The 20,475-nt window shown below is 57.5% G+C and carries 17 protein-coding genes and 1 pseudogene; 4 read left to right on the top strand and 14 right to left on the bottom strand.

Annotation, left to right across the window (positions count from 1 at the left end; translation table 11 throughout):
- Positions 1-32 precede the first annotated feature (32 nt).
- Both ACJ8IM_RS20150 and ACJ8IM_RS20145 read right to left on the bottom strand, forming a co-directional pair.
- Positions 33-1,334 carry a PQQ-dependent sugar dehydrogenase gene (locus ACJ8IM_RS20150; protein WP_033653149.1) on the bottom strand — a complete coding sequence of 434 codons (1,302 nt, stop codon included), beginning with the start codon at positions 1,332-1,334 and terminating at the stop codon, positions 33-35.
- Positions 1,335-1,347: 13 nt separating this feature from the next.
- Positions 1,348-1,773: a DUF2231 domain-containing protein gene (locus tag ACJ8IM_RS20145; RefSeq protein ID WP_033648337.1), complete on the bottom strand. Its 426-nt coding sequence runs from the start codon at positions 1,771-1,773 to the stop codon at positions 1,348-1,350.
- A gap of 167 nt (positions 1,774-1,940) precedes the next feature.
- Here ACJ8IM_RS20145 and ACJ8IM_RS20140 point away from each other — a divergent pair, with 167 nt between their 5' ends.
- Positions 1,941-2,399, top strand: a complete 459-nt coding sequence (locus ACJ8IM_RS20140; protein WP_033653150.1) for a YbaK/EbsC family protein — start codon at positions 1,941-1,943, stop codon at positions 2,397-2,399.
- 84 nt (positions 2,400-2,483) lie between these two features.
- Here the strand turns inward: ACJ8IM_RS20140 and ACJ8IM_RS20135 are convergent, their stop codons facing one another.
- The gene (locus ACJ8IM_RS20135; protein WP_033648335.1) at positions 2,484-2,861 is read right to left on the bottom strand and encodes a VOC family protein; all 378 of its coding nucleotides are present in this window, start codon (positions 2,859-2,861) and stop codon (positions 2,484-2,486) included.
- A 263-nt stretch (positions 2,862-3,124) separates the two neighbouring features.
- On the opposite strand from ACJ8IM_RS20135, the gene ACJ8IM_RS20130 reads away from it, so the two are divergent.
- Positions 3,125-3,274, top strand: a complete 150-nt coding sequence (locus tag ACJ8IM_RS20130) for a GrpB family protein (protein ID WP_080281293.1) — start codon at positions 3,125-3,127, stop codon at positions 3,272-3,274.
- A gap of 66 nt (positions 3,275-3,340) precedes the next feature.
- Positions 3,341-3,550: a GrpB family protein gene (locus ACJ8IM_RS20125; RefSeq protein WP_229601684.1), complete on the top strand. Its 210-nt coding sequence runs from the start codon at positions 3,341-3,343 to the stop codon at positions 3,548-3,550.
- A 217-nt stretch (positions 3,551-3,767) separates the two neighbouring features.
- Here ACJ8IM_RS20125 and ACJ8IM_RS20120 read toward each other — a convergent pair whose 3' ends face one another.
- Positions 3,768-4,148: a nuclear transport factor 2 family protein gene (locus tag ACJ8IM_RS20120; protein WP_033653151.1), complete on the bottom strand. Its 381-nt coding sequence runs from the start codon at positions 4,146-4,148 to the stop codon at positions 3,768-3,770.
- Between the two features lie 274 nt (positions 4,149-4,422).
- Here ACJ8IM_RS20120 and ACJ8IM_RS20115 point away from each other — a divergent pair, with 274 nt between their 5' ends.
- A complete protein-coding gene (locus ACJ8IM_RS20115) occupies positions 4,423-4,986 on the top strand; it encodes a hypothetical protein (RefSeq protein ID WP_144337642.1) in 564 nt (187 codons plus the stop codon).
- Positions 4,987-5,020: 34 nt separating this feature from the next.
- Here the strand turns inward: ACJ8IM_RS20115 and ACJ8IM_RS20110 are convergent.
- The 10 genes and pseudogenes from ACJ8IM_RS20110 to ACJ8IM_RS20065 form a co-directional block, all read right to left on the bottom strand.
- Positions 5,021-5,425: pseudogene (locus ACJ8IM_RS20110) on the bottom strand (substrate-binding domain-containing protein); the annotation flags it as partial.
- A 69-nt stretch (positions 5,426-5,494) separates the two neighbouring features.
- On the bottom strand, positions 5,495-6,424 hold the full coding sequence (cobA, locus tag ACJ8IM_RS20105; RefSeq protein WP_077791464.1) for a uroporphyrinogen-III C-methyltransferase: 930 nt from the start codon (positions 6,422-6,424) through the stop codon (positions 5,495-5,497).
- A gap of 11 nt (positions 6,425-6,435) precedes the next feature.
- Positions 6,436-9,102: a nitrate reductase gene (locus tag ACJ8IM_RS20100; protein ID WP_033653152.1), complete on the bottom strand. Its 2,667-nt coding sequence runs from the start codon at positions 9,100-9,102 to the stop codon at positions 6,436-6,438.
- Positions 9,099-13,298, bottom strand: a complete 4,200-nt coding sequence (gene nirB / locus ACJ8IM_RS20095) for a nitrite reductase large subunit NirB (protein ID WP_230116447.1) — start codon at positions 13,296-13,298, stop codon at positions 9,099-9,101. Before nirB ends, ACJ8IM_RS20100 begins: the two co-directional genes overlap by 4 nt.
- A gap of 21 nt (positions 13,299-13,319) precedes the next feature.
- Positions 13,320-14,117 (bottom strand): ABC transporter ATP-binding protein, encoded by a 798-nt coding sequence (locus ACJ8IM_RS20090; protein ID WP_033653153.1) that lies wholly within the window; start codon positions 14,115-14,117, stop codon positions 13,320-13,322.
- A gap of 9 nt (positions 14,118-14,126) precedes the next feature.
- Positions 14,127-15,047: a nitrate ABC transporter permease gene (ntrB, locus tag ACJ8IM_RS20085; RefSeq protein WP_051917599.1), complete on the bottom strand. Its 921-nt coding sequence runs from the start codon at positions 15,045-15,047 to the stop codon at positions 14,127-14,129.
- 12 nt (positions 15,048-15,059) lie between these two features.
- Positions 15,060-16,322 (bottom strand): CmpA/NrtA family ABC transporter substrate-binding protein, encoded by a 1,263-nt coding sequence (locus ACJ8IM_RS20080; RefSeq protein WP_033653154.1) that lies wholly within the window; start codon positions 16,320-16,322, stop codon positions 15,060-15,062.
- 269 nt (positions 16,323-16,591) lie between these two features.
- The gene (locus tag ACJ8IM_RS20075; RefSeq protein ID WP_033653155.1) at positions 16,592-17,821 is read right to left on the bottom strand and encodes a nitrate regulatory protein; all 1,230 of its coding nucleotides are present in this window, start codon (positions 17,819-17,821) and stop codon (positions 16,592-16,594) included.
- A gap of 85 nt (positions 17,822-17,906) precedes the next feature.
- Entirely contained in the window at positions 17,907-19,442 is a 1,536-nt protein-coding gene (locus tag ACJ8IM_RS20070) for a phospholipase D family protein (protein WP_060425757.1), read from the bottom strand.
- A gap of 86 nt (positions 19,443-19,528) precedes the next feature.
- Entirely contained in the window at positions 19,529-20,320 is a 792-nt protein-coding gene (locus ACJ8IM_RS20065) for an AraC family transcriptional regulator (RefSeq protein ID WP_049235078.1), read from the bottom strand.
- Positions 20,321-20,475 lie beyond the last annotated feature (155 nt).

Raw genomic sequence — 20,475 nt, 5'->3', positions numbered from 1 at the left:
TTGCGGCGTTGCCTGCCGACAACGCCTTGAGCTTATTTCGATTTAACGCGCCAAACGGTGTTGCCGACGTCATCCGCAATCAGCAGGGCGCCGGTCTTGTCGACCGCCAATCCTACCGGTGCGCCATAGAGTTCCTTCTCGTCGTCGGAGACAAAGCCGGTGACCACCGCTTTGAGTTTGCCGACCGGCTTGCCTTGCTCAAACGCCACGTAGCTGACCCGGTAGCCGTTCAGCGGCGAGCGATCCCAGCTGCCGTGTTCGCTGACGAAGGCGCCGCCGCGATACTCGGCCGGCAGAGCGTTCGCCGTGTAGAACAGCAGCCCCAGCGGCGCGACGTGGGAGCTGAGGGCGTAGTCCGGCTTGATGGCTTTCGCCACCAGATCCGGCCGCGCCGGCTGCACCCGCCGATCGACGTGCTGGCCGAAATAGCTGTAAGGCCAGCCGTAGAAGCCGCCGTCCTGCACCGATGTCAGGTAGTCCGGCACCAGATCGGCGCCGATCTCGTCACGCTCGTTGACGATGGCCCATAGCTTGCCGCTGTGCGGTTCCCACTGCAGCCCGGTCGGATTGCGCAGGCCGCTGGCGAAGATGCGGCTGGCACCGGAGGCGGTGTCCACTTCCAGCACGGCGGCGCGGCGGTACTCTACGGCCAGGCCGTTTTCGGTGATATTGCTGTTTGAACCGACGCCGACATACAGCTTTTTACCGTCCGGGCTGGCCAGCAGGGCCTTGGTCCAATGATGATTGATGGTGTCCGGCAGATCGGCCAGCTCTTTACCCGCATCGCTGATGCGCGTTTCGCCCGGCTGATAGGCGTACTGCATGATGTTGCCGGTGTTGGCCACATACAGGGTGTTGCCAATCAGCTGGACGCCGAACGGCGAATCGAGCCCTTCGAGGAAGACATGCTTTTCCCAGCTGCCATCGGCGGCTGGGCGCAGCAGGGTAATCCGGTTGCCCCCTTTGCCGCCTTTACCGGACTGGCCCTTCACCAAACCGGCGATCAGCTGCTTGGGCGTGCTCACCGCTTCGGTGCCCGGCCCGTTGGCTTCCACCACCAAAACATCGCCGTTGGGCAGGGTAAGCAGCTGGCGCGGGTGCAGCAAACCGTCCGCCACCTTATCGATTTTCAAGCCTTCGGCCACTTTCGGCATCTGATTTTGCTGCCAGCCGACGCCCTTTGGCACCTGCATCGGCGGCATCAGGAAGTCTTGCGCCGCCGGCAACGTCGGATCCGGCCCCATTTGTTGTTCCGGTGAAATGACGGCGCTGTTATCGCAGCCGGCCAGCGCCAACACGGCCGAAAGCGCAATCGCGATGGATGATAGCTTCATGAAAACCTCCTTATTATTTTGCGCGGGCACCCACGGCCAGCAGAATGTTGGCGAGGCTCAGCAGCGCGACCACGATCGCAGACAGCACCAGACCTTGCGGCACCACGGCATACGCATCCCGGCTATGCACGAAAGCGTTGATGATGGCGAGAACGATGGCCAGCAAGTTCAGCCAGAAATGGAGCTTGACCGATGGCCCCTGCAGCCGGCCGCTGCCGAACCACACCTGCACCAGGTTAATCAGACGGGGAATAATGGCAAAAATCAGGCCGATGGCGATCAGCCAGCTGGCACCGTTGACCCACTGAATATTCGCCGTGCAGGCATAGATAATGTCGAAAATCAGCGCAGCGGTGAAAAATCCGTAGGGTATCGGATTGAGCCATTCATAGACGGCCACCGCGACCGCTGAAGGCCTTGCTGTCGTTTGCGTGGTCATGCAGGTATCTCCATGAAAAATGATAGGTAAAAAGGGCGTTGGCCCCTTAAAGCTTTGTTCAGATTCACCGATTTGAACAATTTTGATTCTCATTTTTAGCATGCGATGTTAAAACCGAAACCCTCACTGCGGCATTATCAATGGCTTACAACATCGGGAGGATGGGCATGAGTATAGAGCGCGTTCAGCGATTTCTGGCCGAGCACGCGCCGGAAACGGCGGTGACGGTGCTGGCAAAGAATACCGCTACGGTGGCGCTGGCGGCGGAAGCCTTTGGCGTGGAGAGCGGGCAGATCGCCAAGACGCTGTCGTTTCGCGTGAACGACGGCGTAGTACTGTTGGTGATGGCGGGAACCGCCAGAATCGATAACAAGAAGTACAAACAATTCTTCGGCGTAAAGGCGCGCATGCTGCCGGCGGAGGAGGTGGAGGCGCTGACCGGCTATCCACCGGGCGGCGTTTGCCCCTTTGCCGCACCGGCAGCGGTAAGAATTTACTGCGATCGCAGCCTGTGCCGCTACGGTGAAGTGCTTCCGGCAGGCGGCAGCGATAACTCAGGCGTGAGAATTGCGCCACAACGCCTGGCCAGCATCACCGGAGCAGAGTGGATTGACGTGACGGGGTAACGTTAAGTGACCACGTCACAATTGCGTTATGTTAAATAGAGTACAGCGACTCGTGATTAACATGCTGTTTTAGCTGCAAAATTACTAGCTCATCGGGTTATGGCACACCGCTTCGATATTGTGGCCATCCGGGCCGATCACAAATGCCGCATAGTAGTGGGCATGGTAATTGGGCCGTAAACCGGGCGCGCCATTGTCTTTGCCACCGGCATTTAGCGCGGCGTGGTAGAACGCATCGACCTGTTCACGGCTGCTTGCGGCAAATGCCAGGTGCAGATGCGCCGGTTTTTCATCGGTTTGAAACAGGCACAATGACACGTTACCCCGATCGTGACAAAGTTCGACGCCATAGCCGGGTTCGCCTTCGGCAACGATCTTTACGCCCAGCGGCGCGAGTGCATTGAGGAAAAACGCTTTACTAAGGGCAAAGTCGCTGACGCCAAATTTCACATGGTCAAACATGGGGAGGCTCCTGGAATGTGTCCCCATTCAGTATAGCCAACGCCGTGGTGGGCGCCGAAAACGATGAAAACGGACGCCAATGCGCATTTAGCGTACAAATAGTACCCGTTGAAATGACGCGTTTTGGAGAAATCTGCAGTATCGTAGTAGCCACGTTTTGCCAGATTTCACGTAGCGCGATCAAAAAAGCAGGGGATTTTTACTCCTTATCGGCGGAGATGCGCCATTGAAATCATGTCCGGTCATCATTATTGGAGCGGAAAATGACAGAGCGCATCATCACGGTCGAGCCTTATGATCCGCGTTATAAAGATGCAGCGCTGAAACTACGCGAGATATTGGCTGGCGTATTAACGGCAATTCATCATATCGGCAGTACAGCAGTGCCAAACCAACGATTGATATCTTGCTGAAGATTGAAAGGCTGGCGGCGTTGGATGGTGTGAATGACAAGATGCATGACATGAGACCTACGCCGCGTGGCGAGAACGGCATTACCGGCAGGCGTTGCTGCAGCAAGTGAACAGGCGATCAGACAGTTGGCGTTCAGAGATTATCTGCGCAAGCATCATGGTATTGCTGAGCAACCCAAACACCAGGCAGCAGAAGACCGCCGGCAAAACCCGGCGGCTTATGGCCGGTTGAAAAACGAATTAGTTCAACGGCATGAGCAGCCGGCGCTGGCATGATTGGCTGCAGGAGAAAGCCCATAAATCAGGCCTGGACGGCAGAATCCACATATCATTACCTTGGTGCGCATAATGTATATTATGTTAAATTTAGTTGCTGGATACGCACCGGGCCATCCCTGAGCATCTTCTCTCCTCACCTGCAGCTTTATCCCTCTGACATCTGTCTTTCTGCCAGGCTTGTTGTCATTCTATTCGATCGGCTTTTAAACCTGGCTCAATCATCAGTCGGCGTGCCTTGATGAAATCGCATTTGCCAACCCGCCTTGGTTGTCAGAAGCCAAATCGACGAACGCTCTGTGCAACGCACGGCGTGGCCCTGCGCGTCACGCTGAAAACTTTTATACGTCAGTAATACGGCGCTATCACTGATTTGCGCCAGCTTAAAAGCTTCGGCGAAAATCTGCGGATAACCCGTTTCCATCTCCAGCGCCGCAACGGTCTGGCGTTTGTCATAACGTAGGCCTGAGCGGCCAATCTCTTCAAAGTCTTCATGCAGCAATGCCGCGACACGCTTCGGATCGCAGCGCGTTGTTGGCTGGTGCAGTTCAACCTCAAGCGCCTGGATGTGGCTAAGCCACTCTGCAAAATGGGTCAAAATGCCCTCCTTTTTGATCGCGCTACGTGAAATCTGGAGGCAAGAAACTCACACAGGTGTTCAGATTTAAGCTGATGTGATTCCTGCCGTAACGGTTGAAAATCAAACCTGATATTGCTTATTTTAAACCATTACTATAAATTAAACGCAATATCAATTTTTTGGCGAATGGAATCATGCCCGATCGGTCATTACTCTTTTTTTATAGTTTAGCCTTTGCTGCAGTAATTTATTTTATTGTTAAATTCAGGAAGGACATCACAAAAAAGATGGGTTGATACATATAGCTTCATATCTAGTTATCGCCATTGCAATAATACTCTTGCTCAATTCAGATCTTTCTGTTACTGGCATCCTGATTGCCATGTTTTCTTTTCTTGCAGCAGGTTTTATTTTTTTATGCGTTGCCATTTTTCTCAAGGATGTATACTCAACGAAAAAGTATACATTAACTGCCATAAAGCGAATAAAAACGGAAAATTCAATTGATTTCAAAGGAATGCCAGAATTCAAAAGCGGCATTTTTTGCTATAAAAAAACATGGTATGCCATCTATTCACCCTCTTTTAATTTACTTGAAATAGGTGTTAATGCGTTTGATAGCCAACCTGAGTTTGGCAAAAAATTCACCGTACGAACGTTGTCTAGACGCGCTATTACATTCGTTCCGGAAGTAATTCCTGATAAAATCAATGATGACACTGAACTATTCGGCCAACTGGTAATATTTTGTGAAATATCTGAAAAAAATCAGATTATGGTGGAAAATTATATTGAAGCCATAAAAAATGGCTCTGCTACACCCTGGCTTATCTCTGTGCCAGATAAAACGCCATAATTTTAGCATGGCGGAAATGTTATCCGCCATGCACTCAATCAGCGATCTGAATTTCGTCTTGCTTCACATGCGACCGCCGAACCCGCAACTCTCCATGCCGCCAGGCGCCGTCTGCCGTGGCGCGATTGTCGATCAGGCGATTCAAGGCCTCTTCGACCAGCCGGTCGATGCGTTGGCTGTAGCTGGTCAGCGCCCAGTTGGCTGAGCCGGCCTCGTCGATATCGTCGAAACCTACCACGGCCATTGCAGACGACGGCGCCGTTTGCCTGAGCGCTTCGAGCGCCCCTAGCGCCAACACGTCGTTCTCGCAGAACAGCGCCTCAACCCGCTCGCTTTCCGGCGTTGCCTGCAGGTATTCGCTCATCAGCTGGAAACCGCGTTGGCGATCGTAGTGGCCGGCGGTGAGCACTCGATCCAACTGAAAGCCGGCGGCCATGACCGCTGCGCCTCTTTCTCACCACAAACACGGGGATTAACCATCCCCGTGTCCTTGGTTCGATTAGATGTTTTAGCTATTGTGACCGTCTCTTGCGTGCCAGATATGGTCATAGGATGATTCCAGAATAACGCTTATGCTGTCCATTTTCGCCGGCCACTTCAGACTGGCTGGCAAAGCCGGTTCAGAACGGCCCATCTGCGGAAAAATCTTCTCAGGCAGTTCGGCAATCGGCCGGTACATTCCCACCACCTCACCAATAATTACCAGGGCTGGTGATTCGACCTGCTCCTCTGCAACGATCTTTCCTAATGCATCCAGAGTGCCCACCAGCACGCGCTGCTGAGGCTGAGTGCCGCGTTCAATCACCGCCACGGGCGTTGAGCCGGGTAAGCCATGGGCAATCAAGCGCTGGCTGATAACAGGGCTGTTGGCAATCCCCATATAGAAGACCAGCGTCTGGCGCGCGGCGGCCAGTACGGACCAGTCAACGTCCGGTTCCCCTTCCGGGCCATGTCCGGTGACAAACCTGACGGACTGTGCCAGGTTTCGGTGCGTCAGCGGGATCCCGCTGGCTGCGGCACAGCCCATTGCCGCCGTGATACCGGGCACAACATTGCACACTATCCCCTTCTGCTGGCAGCAGGCCATTTCTTCCCCACCCCGGCCAAAGATGAACGGGTCGCCGCCCTTCAGGCGCACTACACGGTGCCCCGCCAGCGCCAGATCAACCAGCAACATATTGATTTCATGCTGTTCAAGGCGATGATTGCGCGGGGATTTGCCGACATCGATCCGCAGTGCAGTGTCCGGCGCCAGCGCCAGCACCGCATCGGACACCAGCCGGTCAAAGACCACGACATCGGCCTGCCGGATAACGCGCAGCGCTTTCAGGGTCAGCAGTTCAGTATCACCCGGCCCTGCGCCCACCAGCCAGACGTCACCCCGGCGCACCGGGCTGCGTTGATCTGCCAGGGCCATAATTTGCGCTATCGGTAACATGTCGCGAGTTTTCATGGGCGTTCTTCCATCGTCAGGGCGGCCAGCTGGCCGGCAATAAACGTTTTCAGCTCCGGCACGCAGGAGCCGCAGTTAGTGCCACATTTCAGCTTTGAGCCGAGCTGTTGCACGCTGTGGCATCCCTGCCGCACGGCGTCGACAATCTGCGCTTCGCCAACAGAAAAACAGCTGCAAATCATTTTGCCGGTGGCGGCCTTATGGCTGCCGGCCTGGCCCGCCAGTAACGCCAGCCGCTGCGGTGCCGTGTCCGGCGGGGTGATAAAGGCAGACAGTATCGCTTGCCTGTCCGGCAGCAGTGGGCTTCGGCGCGCGTAAAATGCCAGCTGCAGTTCGCCCTGCGCCCACACCAGCAGGTTGAAGCCCTCATCCCCCATCCGGGCGCTCTGGCAGGTTTTCCCCTCCAGCGGATAATGTTCATTCAGCCACGCCATCCACTCCTCCTGGAGCGAAGAATCCGCTAACGTAAAATGCGTGACGCCCGGTTGGGTGATGCGGCTCCAGTAGGCGGTGGCAGGCGCGGCGATCCCCTCTCCCCGAATAAACAGCTCTGCATACCAAGCCGCTTTCCATTTCGTCAGATTGACCGGCATATGCTTACTTTCCGGTTGCCCGGAAAGAGGATCGGTAACGGGAGCTATCAGCGCATCGACCCGGGCCTGCCGGCTAAAATGGCTGTTCCAATGGATCGGCACGAAAATACTGCCGCGAAGCTGAAGATGATCGGGTTGCGCGCGTAACAGCAGCCAGCCATGGGATGAGGTTACACGCAGCAACTCACCCGCCTGAATGCCCGGCGCATCATCCGGATGAAACTGACAGTACGGCTCGCTGATATGCTGCATCAGGCGAGCAGACTTGCCGGTTCGCGTCATGGTGTGCCACTGGTCGCGCACCCTTCCGGTGTTCATGATCAGCGGATAAGCCGCAGTGGGCTGGCTGGCGGGCAGCGCCGGGGTGACGGCGATCAACCGCGCTTTACCGTCAGGGTGAAAAAAGGTTTTATCTGTAAATAGTCGCGGCGTACCCTGCGGCCGTGCGGCATTAACCGGCCACTGGATCGGCTGCAGGGTATCCCATTCTTCATTGGACAACTGCGCCAGCCCGCTGATGTCAAACGCCCGAGTGCCTGCATTTTCAAAGCCGGACAAGGCCGCATGTTCGCGGAAAATATCTGCCGGATGCTGCCAGGCAAAGGCCTCCGCAAACCCCAGCCGCTGCGCAACCTGGCTGAGGATCCACCAGTCAGGTTTGGCCTCCCCAGGTGCAGCCAGAAACGCGCGTTGCCGGGAGATACAGCGTTCCGAATTGGTCACCGTGCCATTTTTCTCCCCCCAGCCCAGGGCGGGCAGCAGAATATGCGCGGCGCGGGTGGTGTCCGTGTCACGCAGAATGTCGGACACAATAACCAGAGGACAACGCGCCAGACCGGCCCGCACGCGATCGGCATCCGGAAGTGACACCAGCGGATTGGTGCCCATGATCCAGACGGCTTTTATCTCTCCCTTCTCGATAGCGCGGAAGAGATCGATGGCATTGAGTCCAGGGCTCTGCGCGACGTTATCGCTGTGCCAGAAACGCCCGACCCGTGTAATCTCTTCGGCGGTAAATCCCATATGGCAGGCCAGCTGGTTTGCCAGCCCGCCGACCTCACGTCCGCCCATCGCATTCGGCTGGCCCGTTATCGAAAATGGCCCGCTGCCAGCGTGTCCAATCTGGCCGGTTGCCAGATGCAGGTTAATTATCGCGTTGCATTTGTCGACGCCCGAACTGGACTGGTTGATCCCCATCGAATACAGCGTGACCAGCCGCTGGCTCCGGGCTATCCGTTGATAAAACGCCTGTAATTGCGAGGAGGCGATCCCGCAATAGTCCGCCGTCTTCTCCAGGCTCCACGCTTTTGCTGTCTGTAAGGTTTCTTCTGCCCCGTTCGTGTGGTGCTGCAGAAAAGCGGTATCCAGTTTTCCGCGCGCTGCCATCTCGTTCAGTGCGCCGCAGAACAGCGCCGCATCGCTGCTCGGACGCAGTGCCAGATGCAGATCGGCAATATCACAGGTGGCGGTCTTACGCGGATCAACGACGATAATCTGCATCTCCGGCCTCTCCGCTTTGGCTTTCGCCAGCCGCTGATACACCACCGGATGCGCCCAGGCGGTGTTCGAACCTACCAGAATAACGCAGTCTGCCTGCTCCAGATCATCATAATTGCAGGGGACGGCATCGGCGCCGAACGCCCGCTTGTAGCCCACCACGGCGGAGGCCATGCACAACCTGGAGTTGGTATCCATGTTGCCCGCCCCGATAAACCCTTTCATCAGCTTGTTGGCGACGTAGTAATCCTCCGTCAGCAGCTGGCCCGAGCCATAAAACGCGACCGACTGCGGTCCATGCTCGTCAATCGTCGCCTGTAGCCCTTGTGCGACAGCGTCTAACGCCTGCGACCAGTCCACGGGTTGATGATGGATTTCAGGCTGGAGCAGACGCCCCTGTAAGCCCAGCGTTTCACCCAGCGCGCTGCCCTTCACGCACAGCCTTCCGCGATTTGCCGGATGTGCCGGGTCGCCGCTGGCGGCGAAGCCATCAGCCTGTGGCTGCATACTGACGCCGCAGCCCACGCCGCAATAGGCGCAGGTGGTTTTCACGACCGGAGACGCTGTTTTCATAGGTTGACCGTTTCAATGATTTTGGCGGACGCAACGCCCTGCGTTCGTGCCTGAACCCAGACGCGGCCATCTTCCACTTTCACCGCCCAGCTTCGCAGCGCATGCGGCGAATTGTCCAGGCTGCGGCCGTCCCGTAAGCTGAAGCGCTGTTTATAGAGCGGGGAAATCACCACCGGTTCGCCTTTGACATCGCCCACGAGCCCGCGCGCCAGCACATTGGCGTCGCTGTCTGGTTCATGATTGCTCAGCGCAAAAACCTGCTGTGGATGACCGGGCAGATAGAACAGCGCAATCTGCTGGCTCGCCAGGCGCGCCGCCATTCCCGCATTCGCCGGGATGGCGCTCAGGCTGCACACTTCCACCCAGCCCGGTGCGGGCTCCTGCGTATTTTCTGCGGCAGGCACGGCGAGCATGCTGCGCTCCTCATGCGTTGCAGGCCGCAGTTGTTGACGTTCGCTCACCATCACGACCCCTTCGTCAGGGACCTCGCTGTTTACAAACGGTCTGAACAGCGCCAGGCGATCCGGCGAGGCCAGAGTGGTCTGCCATTCACACTGGTACGTCGCCACCACCGCAGACATTTCACGATCCAGTTCATCCGCAATTTGCAGGCTGTCGTCCAGAATCACCTGGCGCAGGTAGTCGATGCCCCCTTCGAGGTTATCCATCCAGGTGCTGGTGCGCTGCAGCCGGTCAGCGGTGCGGATGTAGAACATCAGTAAGCGGTCAACGGTACGAATGAGCTGCTCTGTGCTCATGTCCTGCGCCAACAAATCAGCATGACGGGGCTTCATTCCCCCGTTGCCGCAGACATACAGGTTCCAGCCCTTATCCGTGGCAATTACCCCCACATCTTTACTTTGGGCTTCGGCACACTCGCGGGTACAACCCGAGACGGCCATTTTGATTTTGTGAGGCGAACGCAGCCCTTTGTAGCGGTGCTCTAATTGCAGCGCGAGCGAGGTGGAGTCCTGTACGCCGTAGCGACACCAGCTCGACCCGACGCAGGATTTCACCGTGCGCAGAGATTTGCCGTAGGCATGACCGGTTTCAAAACCGGCATCAACCAGCTGCTGCCAGATCTCCGGCAGTTGCTCCAGACGCGCGCCGAACAGGTCGATTCGCTGCCCTCCGGTAATTTTGGTGTAGAGCTTGTAACGCCTGGCGACTTCGCCGATGGCGATAAGCCCTTCGGGGGTTATCTCTCCCGCCGGAACGCGCGGCACGACGGAATAGGTCCCGTCCTTCTGGATATTGGCGAAATAACGATCGTTGGTGTCCTGCAGTGGCAAATGCTGCGGTTTCAACAGGTAGTCGTTCCAGCATGATGCCAGTATCGATCCGACCAGCGGTTTGCAGATTTCACACCCGCTGCCGTGGCCGTGCTTTTCAATCAGTTCCCCGAACGTGCGGATATTGCCTACCCGAACCAGGTGATAAATCTCCTGGCGCGAATACGCGAAATGCTCACAGATGTCTTTTTTCACCTCGACGCCCATGTCGGACAGCGCATATTCCATCACCTGCTTGGTGAGTGCGGCGCAGCCCCCACATCCCGTCGCCGCTTTGGTGCAGGCTTTTATCGCCGCCATATCGTGGCAGCCGTTCTTCACGGCGTTACGGACATCGCCTTTACTGACGTTGTGGCAGGAACAAATTTGCGCGCTATCGGGCAGGGCTGCGATGCCCAGCACAGGTTTGTCTGCGCCCGACCCGGCAGGCAAAATGAGGGATTCAGGTTTGGCTGGCAGCGGCATATCGTTGAGCATCATTTGCAGCAACGTGCTGTATTCCGCGCTGTCGCCCACCAGCACCGCCCCCAGCAGCCGTTTGCGATCCTGCGATACCACGATTTTCTTATACACTTCCGCCGGACCGTCTACCCAGCTGTAGTTCTGGCTACCTGGGGTACGCCCATGCGCGTCACCAATCGATGCCACCTCAACACCAAGAAGCTTAAGTTTGGTGCTCATGTCCGCGCCCTTAAAGACGGCGTCGCCGCCCGTCAGGGTATCCGCCAGCGCGCGGGCCATCTGATAACCCGGCGCCACCAGGCCGAAGACCTGCCCGTTCCACAGCGCACATTCGCCGATCGCATAAATAGCCGGGTCGGACGTCTGGCAGCGATCGTCAATCACAATGCCGCCGCGCGGCCCCACTTCAAGCCCGCACGCTCTCGCAAGCTGATCGCGTGGGCGGATCCCTGCGGAAAATAGCACCAGATCGGTTTCCAGATAGCTGCCATCGGCAAACACCATCCGGTAATGACTCTCCTCACCCGCAGTAATGGCCTGGGTTTCTTTCCCGGTATGCACCTTCACGTCCAGCGCTTCAATTTTACGGCGCAGCATCGCGGCACCGCCGTCGTCGAGCTGAACCCCCATCAGCCGCGGTGCAAACTCCACCACGTGCGTATCCAGCCCGAGCTGTTTCAGCGCGTTGGCCGCCTCCAGCCCCAGTAATCCCCCGCCGACAACCACGCCCGTTTTGCCGTTTGCCGCGCAGGCCTGAATGGCCGCAAGATCGTCAAGCGTGCGGTAAACCAGGCAGCCCGGCGCATCATTGCCAGGGATCGGCGGCACAAACGGATAGGATCCTGTTGCCAGCACCAGTACATCGTAAGCCGTCTGCCGCCCCTGGTGATCGACCACAAAACGGTGTTTTGTATCAACGAGCCCGATGCTGTGCCCCAGACGCAGTTCAATCCCGGTCGATTCGAAAAATCCCTTTTCAACCATTGAGAGGGATTCCGCCGTGCGGCCAGAGAAGTATTCGGACAAATGCACACGGTCGTAGGCGGGCGAGGCCTCTTCGGCAAACACAATCACCTGGTATTGCAGATGCAGCTCACGCGCAACCAACTGCTCTAAAAAATGATGGCCCACCATGCCGTGTCCGGCCATAACCAATACGGGTTTCGACATTGAATGACTCCTCGCCACCTCGACGGGTAACGGTTCTGATTTAACAGGCTGTAAGCCAGAGGCATCCGGCTCATTACCGGGACTGAAGACGCTGAAGGGCAACGGTTGACCAGCGGGCGTGCCGATCCGCTGGAGGTATTGCGGGCCATCGCTGATATCGCCCCACAGCAACACCCCTTGCAGTTGGTTGTCGCAGAGCACCAGCCTTCGATAATGCCCGTCAAACGGGTCAAAGGTGGTATGGGTCTGAGCGCCATCGCGGCTGTGTAATTCACCGGCGCAGAACAAATTCAGGCCTGTGACCTTGAGGCGCAGCGGGACATTCTGCACCTCGAATGAAGTGGCTTTGTCGCCCCCCGCCAGCCGCGAGGCCAGCGTTTCAGCCTGCTGCCAGCACGGGGCCACCAGGCCAAAAGTGAGTTCGCCCCACTGGCAACATTCTCCAATTGCCGAGATGTGCGGGTCAGCGGTTTGCAGCTGCGGGTTCACCAGAATACCGCGATCGCACGGCAAGCCGGACCGTTGTGCCAGCGCGATGTTCGGCCGCACGCCTACAGAGAGCACGACCCGCTCCGCCGCTATTCCGCGCCCATCATTAAGATTCACCCTGCTGACGTTGCCAGCGGCATCAGCGCTGAATGACACCGTTTCAGCCTGCAAAATGACGTTGATGCCGCGTAATGAGAGCCCCTCGTGCAACAGTTTTCCGGCGTGTTCATCCAGCTGCTGATCCATCAGATGTGTGCCGCGATGTAGCAGGCTCACCCGCATTCCACGCCGCGCCAGGGCCGCCGCCGCCTCCACGCCCAGCACGCCGCCGCCGATCACCGCAACCGGTTGGCCTGCATAGGCTCCCTGCAGAATATTTTCGACATCCTGCTGAGTGCGGAACCCGTGGATACCCGGCAATTCGACCCCAGGCAGGGGGGGCAGAAATGGCCGTGAGCCAGTGGCCAGAACCAAATGATCGTATGAATAGATCTGCCCGGCGGCCGTGACGGTGCAAGCGTGACGGTCGATTGCCGTCGCCGCCGTGCCTGAGATCAATGTGATGTTGTGATGCTCATACCACTGCGCGTCATGCGTGACTATCTGGCCAAAATCTTTCTCACCGGAAAGCACCGGCGTCAGCTGGATACGGTTGTACGCACTGTGCTTTTCATCGCCGATGATCATGATACGGTAGCGATCTGGTGCGAGCTCACAGAGATATTCCACCAGTCGCACGCCTGCCATACCATTACCGATAACGATTAGAGTCGGTTTAGCCATTGCACAACTCCCCTCATGGAATCAGGCCACTGCCCGGTGTTTTGCATAGAGAAAATGCAGCACCTGCTGGCGATACTGGTGGAACAGAGGATCGTTCGACAAAGCCAGTCGACTGCGGGGGCGTGACAGCTCAACCTGTAACACTTCACCGACTTTCGCCGCCGGACCATTAGTCATCATCATCACGCGGTCAGACAGCAGCACCGCTTCATCAACGTCGTGGGTGATCAGCAAAATGGTGGTTTTCAGACGCGCCTGAATGTCCATAACGGCGTCCTGAAGATGCGCCCGCGTCAGCGCATCCAGCGCCCCGAAAGGTTCATCCATCAGCAAAACTTTCGGTTTCATCGCCAAGGCACGGGCGATACCGACACGCTGCTTCATGCCGCCTGAAATGGCGCCCGGGCGCTTATCGGCCGCATGCTCCATGTGCACCAGTTCGAGATTGTGCAAAATCCAGTCGTGCATTTCGCTTTTGTTCATCTGGTCTTTAAAGACCTGCCGCACCGCCAGTTCGACATTCTCAAAAGCGGTTAACCATGGCAGCAGCGAATGGTTCTGGAAGACGACCCCGCGCTCTGGCCCCGGCCCGGTAATCTCTTTGTTGTCGCACAGCAGCACGCCTTCCGTCGGGCGACTCAGCCCGGCAATCAAATTCAGCAGGGTCGATTTTCCGCAGCCTGAGTGGCCAATCAGGCTGACCGTTTCGCCTTCTGCGATATCAAAGCTGACGTTATCGAGCGCCAGAAAAGTGGTTTTCGCTGAAGGAAAACGTTGAGTGACGCTCTGGACGCTGATAATCGATTTTTCTTTTTTCATCGCGGGCTCCTAGTGATTGTCGTAACTTAAGCGACGGGCAACGGCCATCAGCCCCTGCTCCAGTAACATCCCCACGGCACCAATCAGCAGAATGGCGACGATAATGTTTTCCACGTTGAGGTTGTTCCATTCGTTCCAGATCCAAAAACCGATGCCCACGCCGCCGGTCAGCATTTCAGCCGCAACAATCACCAGCCAGGCGATACCGATGGACAACCGCATCCCGGTCAGAATGTACGGCAGCACGGCAGGAAACAGGATCTTGCGCATTACGGTGAATTCGCTGAGTTTCAGCACCCGCGCAACGTTGAGATAGTCCTGCGGAATGCGCATCACCCCTTCTGCGGTATTGAGGATCATCGGCCAGATAGAACAGATGAAAATGGTCCAGGACGAGGCGGGCTCCGCGCGCTGGAACAACAGCAATCCAATCGGCAACCACGCCAGCGGGCTGACCGGGCGCAGCAGCGAGATAATGGCGTTGAACATGCTGGCGATGAAGCTGAAGCGGCCAATCAGGAACCCGGCCGGGATGCCGACCAGCGCGGCAAGCCCGAAACCAATCGCAACTCGCTGTAGCGAGGCCAGGACATTCCAGCCAATGCCCATGTCGTTTGGCCCGTCGATATAGAACGGATCGGCAAAAATCACCTTCGCCGCCTCCCAGGTCTGAGCGGGCGTCGGGAAGCCTTTACTGCTACTGGCGGCGATTTGCCACAGGAGCAGCAGCACGACGGCCCCGAGAATGGCGGGGATCATTTTCTGCATGAAGCGGCGAACGCTCGCGCGAAGCCGGACAATAAAGGTATCCGTTCTGGCTACCGGGGCGGCTCTCTCGATCGTGATCACTTCTGCGCTGGCGGGCGATTCAACGCTGACCGCGGCAGGCTCCGTCAACGTGACGACATTGGTTTTCAAATTTACGGACATCTGTGGCCTCACTTAGCGTTTCATTGCAAAACTGTTGGCGTAGTCAGCAGGGTTGCTGCCGTCCCAGACTTTGCCGTCAATCAACGTGCTGCTTCGCATGTCGCTGGATGGCAAATTGATCCCGCCAACCGCGGCGGCAGCTTGTTTGTAGACGTCAATGCGGTTAATTTTTTGGGCGATACCGAGGTAGTCAGGATCGCTTTCCAGCAATCCCCAGCGCTTCTGCTGAGTCAGGAACCACATGCCATCGGAGAGATACGGATAATTGACCGCGCCATCGTTGAAGAAGCGCATGCGGTGGGCATCTTTCCACGTTTTCCCCAGCCCATTTTCGTAGTCGCCGAGCATCCGCCCCTGAATCGTCTTGAGTGGCGTGTTGATGTACGCCCGCGCCGCAACGACCTGAGCGGTTTCACTACGATTGGCATCAGAGGTGTCTATCCAGCGGGAGGCATCCAGCACCGCGGCGGTCAGCGCGCGAGCCGCATTCGGGTTTTCAGTCACCCAGGCAGAGGTTGTGCCGAGCACTTTTTCCGGATGATCCGGCCAGATTTCCTGTGAGGTGACAGCAGTGAAACCAATGCCGTCCTGAATCGCGCGCTGGTTCCAGGGTTCCCCCACGCAAAAACCGCTCATATTGCCGATTTTCATGTTCATGACCATTTGCGGCGGAGGCACCACGACATTGCGCACGTCGTTAAAGGGATGGATACCGGCGTTTGCCAGCCAGTAGTAAAGCCACATCGCGTGCGTGCCGGTCGGGAACGTCTGCGCAAAGGTATAGGTCCCCTTCGCACTGGCCTGGACCACTTTTTGTAGCGATGCAGCATCCGTCACGCCCGCCTGCTTTAACTGCTCAGAGAGCGTAATGGCCTGCCCGTTCTGGTTGAGAGACATCAGCATCGCCATCTCATGCTGCGGGCCGGACACGCCAAGCTGCAGGCCATAGAGCATCCCATACAGAACATGCGCCGCATCCAACTCGCCAGACACCAGTTTGTCGCGTACTGACGCCCAGCTCGACTCCTTGCTCGGGATGATTTTAATGCCGTACTTCTCATCAAATTTCTTTACCGCCGCCATCACCACTGAGGAGCAGTCGGTCAGGGGAATGAACCCGACGCGAATCTCTTTCTTCTCTGGCGTGTCGGAACCGGCAGCCCAGACCCGGTTCATGAATCCTGACATCAACATGCTGCCGCCGAGCACCGCACTCCCCGCAAGAAAGCAGCGGCGGGAGAGTTGTCCCGGAGTCTTTTTGTCGTCTTGTGTCATCAGGGCTTCCCGTTAGGTTGAAAAATGGAAAAAAAAAAGCGTCCAGTTAGCGCTCAGTTCCCTGAACGCTAACGGACGCCTTTATCCGTAATGCTGACTAAACCGCCATTGGTTTAGTGCTGTTGCTATTAAAAAGAATGCAGCTTGTGTGCCAACCTGCGGTATCAAAAAAAAATCAGAGGGTTAGCCTTATTCTGTCGCTTTGACGCCCTTTCTGGTGCACCGGAACTGCACATCCTGCACAGCGTAATTGCACACAGAAGGTGCAGTTATTGGCCCGGTTTGTGCCCGTTTTTGCCTAACAGCGCAGACACGGCAAGCATCGCGTCAGCAATTTCCGAAAGTTTCTTATTCTGATTCATTGCCATCTCAAGCAGTGCCTTATGCGCCTGGGGTTCCGTTAAGCCCTGATGCTGCATCAGCAGGCCCTTTGCCCGCTCAACCAGCTTGCGCTCGGTCAGCGTGACGCGAAGTTGAGAAAGTTCGGCATCGAGCGCCTGCAGCTGGCGGGACTGCTGTTCAACAAGCTCAAGAACCGAACGACTAAGCTGCGGCGAGAGTAGCGCGGAGTAATGGCTTTCAGACTGTGGGATTTGGTCAATATTCTGCTGCTGAAGCGCAAGGGCGGCCTGTGCTTCACGGATACGCTGGCGGCAGGAGGCCATCAGAGCAGCTTGCAGCTCATCCTCCACCACTTTCATTCCATCGATTCGCGCCGTCGCAACGTCAAACCAGCGTAATGCGGTATCCGTCGTCTCACCGCCAGGCCTGACGCGCGTGCAGGCAATTCGCCTGAAACGTTCAAATTCACTGCTGTCCTGGTTCATCTGCTGCCGCCACATTGCCAGACAGCGGGGAGCCGCGAATTCCATGAAGGTCTGAAAGCAGCGCTCCTGGCTCTCGATTAAGCCTGTGAATTGCTGTTGCGCGATGACATCAAAATGCCCTGCCGCAAAACCGGCGGCGGCCGTGGCCCGCTCCTGTGCGGCCAGCTCTTTTCCCTGCATAAAACTGAACATCGCCAGCAATGCCCGTGAAATTGACGGATCGCCGGAGATATCCGCCGTTTCGAAGACCAGTGACAAATGCGAGCGAATCACCTCGTTGTAGGCATTCATGGCATCAGGCTGACTGATAGACAGTCCAAGAACCTGCTGACGCAGTTGCGGTAACGTACTGAGGCTATGCAACACCGAGGCAATGCGGCTGAGTAATCGCGGTGCATTCGCCAGGTTGGGGCCGGTAAGATCCTGAGACGCAAGCCACTGACTGACGGCCTCCTCTGCCTTCCGGACCTCCAGTGCCCGCTCACTCAGTTGCTTTCCCCAGGTGTTCCCATGAGAACATAAGAAGATGTTCGAGGTGCCTCGTTCCCGTTGCAGTGCGTGGATCATCAGGCTGACCGCACCAACCAGTTCACCCAGCTGCAACAGCTGTTGCAAACCCGCGATTTCGCTTTTTTTCGACGCCTGTACAAAGCTCAGAGCAGAAAGGGCCATGGAGTAACCTGCTGATAAGAGGAGACTCCTGGATAAAGCAAGAAACGTGCCTGAGACAGGGGCACTTTTCCCTACCGCCGCGCCGTTACAGCATCCATTCGATCGGCAGCCAGCCGGCCACGATGAGAACGATGCGTTTTACCCAGCCGGCGCCGGGCTCTTGCTGATGTATCTCGGTGTGGCCGTCTTCGAAGGCTTCGTTCCAGACCATTTTGCCCGCGGGCGTCAGCGCCGGGCGGTAGGCGGCGTATTCGAGCGGGCCATCAAACAGCTGGCGGGTGTCGGCCGCCAGCGTCGGGCTGTCGATCAAGAAGCCCATTTCGCAGTTCAGGTGCGCCGATCGCGGATCGAAATTGAACGAGCCGATAAATACCCGTTTATCGTCGATGGCGAAGGTTTTCGCGTGCAGCGCCGCACCGGACAGCCCCAGCGGTTTGAGTTCCTGCCGCCCCGTCGGCTGGCCGGCGCGCAGCTTCAGCTCAAACAGCTCCACGCCCGCCTGCAGCAGTTCACGCCGGTATTTGGCGTAGCCGGCATGCACCACCAGCACGTCGGTGGTGTTCATCGCGTTGGTCAGCACGCGAATGGATTTTCCCTGTTTGGCGAGCGATTCAAAAAAGCTCGCCCCTTCCCGGCCCGGCACGAAATAGGCGGAGACCAGATCCAGTTGCCGGCCGACGCCGCCGATAATCTTGCTCAGCTGCGTCACCATCAAACGATCGCGCGAAGCCTTGCCCAGCCCTTTCGCCGGATCGTCGGCCACCAGCTCTACCTGGGTGAATTCCGGCTGGACGACGCCATCGCGAAAGCGCACCGCGCTGGTTTCCAGCTGCACCGCCAGTTTGCGGGCCCGTTCGCTGCTTTCGGTCGCGGTGGCCTGCGCCAGGAAGGCGGAAAGGTCGCCTTTGCCCCGGATAATCTGCTCAACGCCAAACACCGACGCGCTGTTCCAGTAGCGATCGAAGACCTCGGCGGTCTCCGCCACCACGTTGCCGACGCTCAGCACGTCGAGATCGAGGAAATAGTTTTCGTCGCCGACCTGGAAATACTCGTCGCCGATATTGCGGCCGCCGATGATCGCCACGGCGCCGTCGACGATGTAAGACTTGTTATGCATGCGCCGGTTCATGCGCATAAAGTCAAAGGCGTAGCCGGCCAGCTTCGGCGTGCGCACGGTTGACGGGTTAAACAGGCGGATCTCGACGTTTTCCTGGGCGTTCAGCGCCGCCAGGGTCTCGTCCATGGCGACGCCGTTATCGTCCAGCAACAGCCGCACGCGCACGCCGCGTTGAGCCGCGTCATACAGGGTTTTCAGCAGGATCTGCCCGGAGGTGTCGTTATGCCAGATGTAGTACTGGGCGTCGATCGACCTTTCCGCCATCCGCGCCAGCGCCAGGCGGCTGGCGAACGCATCGTGCCCGCTGGCCAGCGGCACCACGCCGCTCAGGCCCGGATGCGCCACCATCAGTTCGGCGGCGCGCGCCGGCAGCTGGGCGGCAGGATCCGCCGGCAATGCCGCCTGCGGCAGACGCTGGGAGATATTCGGCAAACGAAAGATGACTCTGGCCGCAATAATGGCGATCGTCACGGCGAGAATCAGATACACGACAATTTTTATCACAGGAAGCGGCCTCGGAGGTTGACTGCTTTGCTTTATACGTCATTAGGTTGCTTCAATCTATAGGAGAAGCGCGCTATGCCATAAGGCTATAGCGTAAAGCGCGAAGGCGAAACACCAAACAGTTTTTTGAACGCCACCGAATAGGCGCTGTGGCTCTCGTAACCGCTTTCGAAGGCGGCGTGGATGATCGAGTGGCCGGCCAACAGCAGCGGAATGGACGACAGCAGCCGCAGGCGCTGTTTCCACTGGCCGAAGGTGATGCCGGTTTGTTGGCTGAAATGGCGTTGAAAGGTCTTTGCGCTGATCGACAGTGAATCGGCCCAGGCTTCAATGCCGCGATCGTCGGCCGGCGTGATGACCAACTGCCGGCAAATTTCGGCCATTCTCGCCTCTGCCGGCCAAGGCAGGTGCAGCGCCAGCTGCGGCTGCAGGCTCAACTCCTCAAGGAACAACGCTCTGAGCAGCGCATTGCGTTGGGTCTCCGCCCCTTCGGGCGCCAGCGTCGCCAGCTGAGCGATCAGCTCTCGCAGCAGCGGTGAGACCTGCAAGACGCCGTCGCGCAGCGGCAAACGCGCGGCGGTGATTTCATCGACCAAAATCCCGTAAACGCAGATGTTGCTCTGCATGACGATCTGATGCTCTACCCCCGGCCGCAGCCAGACTGCGGTGGTGGGCGGCACGATCCAGCGCCCGCTGCTCGCCTCGACCGCCATAACGCCCTGCTGCGAATAGAGCAAGTGGCAGCGCCTATGCGAGTGGTAAGGAATGACAAAGCCCGCCGGATAGTGTTTCACCAGCCCCGTCACCTCGAACGAGGAGTTTTCGTGGCTGCTGAGGTCGATGCGTTTCGTTTCGGCGTTGTCGACTTCGAATCCCATGGTCGTTTGTCCCTTTTGATAACGCGAATGTCTTTTATTTGATAGAGAGGCCGCATGATCCTCCATATAGTGACGCTGTCGCAAGCCACACCAGGGGCCTTATGCGAAGAAACTCACTATTTACACCAAAATTTCATCGTTCTGCGTAAAACGCA

The sequence above is a fragment of the Serratia sp. CY33525 genome (genome assembly GCF_052169115.1).
GTDB classification, from domain to species: Bacteria; Pseudomonadota; Gammaproteobacteria; order Enterobacterales; family Enterobacteriaceae; genus Serratia; species Serratia sarumanii.
This window is presented reverse-complemented; position numbering and strand designations above follow the sequence as displayed.

Excerpts from the sequence above, each read along its gene's own strand:
- ACJ8IM_RS20130 (WP_080281293.1), top strand. The coding sequence starts at position 3,125 with ATGACAGAGCGCATCATCACGGTCGAGCCTTATGATCCGCGTTATAAA.
- ACJ8IM_RS20145 (WP_033648337.1), bottom strand. The coding sequence starts at position 1,773 with ATGACCACGCAAACGACAGCAAGGCCTTCAGCGGTCGCGGTGGCCGTC.
- ACJ8IM_RS20150 (WP_033653149.1), bottom strand. The coding sequence starts at position 1,334 with ATGAAGCTATCATCCATCGCGATTGCGCTTTCGGCCGTGTTGGCGCTG.
- ntrB (WP_051917599.1), bottom strand. The coding sequence starts at position 15,047 with ATGTCCGTAAATTTGAAAACCAATGTCGTCACGTTGACGGAGCCTGCC.
- nirB (WP_230116447.1), bottom strand. The coding sequence starts at position 13,298 with ATGGCTAAACCGACTCTAATCGTTATCGGTAATGGTATGGCAGGCGTG.
- ACJ8IM_RS20075 (WP_033653155.1), bottom strand. The coding sequence starts at position 17,821 with ATGGCCCTTTCTGCTCTGAGCTTTGTACAGGCGTCGAAAAAAAGCGAA.
- ACJ8IM_RS20135 (WP_033648335.1), bottom strand. The coding sequence starts at position 2,861 with ATGTTTGACCATGTGAAATTTGGCGTCAGCGACTTTGCCCTTAGTAAA.
- cobA (WP_077791464.1), bottom strand. The coding sequence starts at position 6,424 with ATGTTACCGATAGCGCAAATTATGGCCCTGGCAGATCAACGCAGCCCG.
- ACJ8IM_RS20090 (WP_033653153.1), bottom strand. The coding sequence starts at position 14,117 with ATGAAAAAAGAAAAATCGATTATCAGCGTCCAGAGCGTCACTCAACGT.
- ACJ8IM_RS20080 (WP_033653154.1), bottom strand. The coding sequence starts at position 16,322 with ATGACACAAGACGACAAAAAGACTCCGGGACAACTCTCCCGCCGCTGC.
- ACJ8IM_RS20100 (WP_033653152.1), bottom strand. The coding sequence starts at position 9,102 with ATGAAAACAGCGTCTCCGGTCGTGAAAACCACCTGCGCCTATTGCGGC.
- ACJ8IM_RS20140 (WP_033653150.1), top strand. The coding sequence starts at position 1,941 with ATGAGTATAGAGCGCGTTCAGCGATTTCTGGCCGAGCACGCGCCGGAA.
- ACJ8IM_RS20065 (WP_049235078.1), bottom strand. The coding sequence starts at position 20,320 with ATGGGATTCGAAGTCGACAACGCCGAAACGAAACGCATCGACCTCAGC.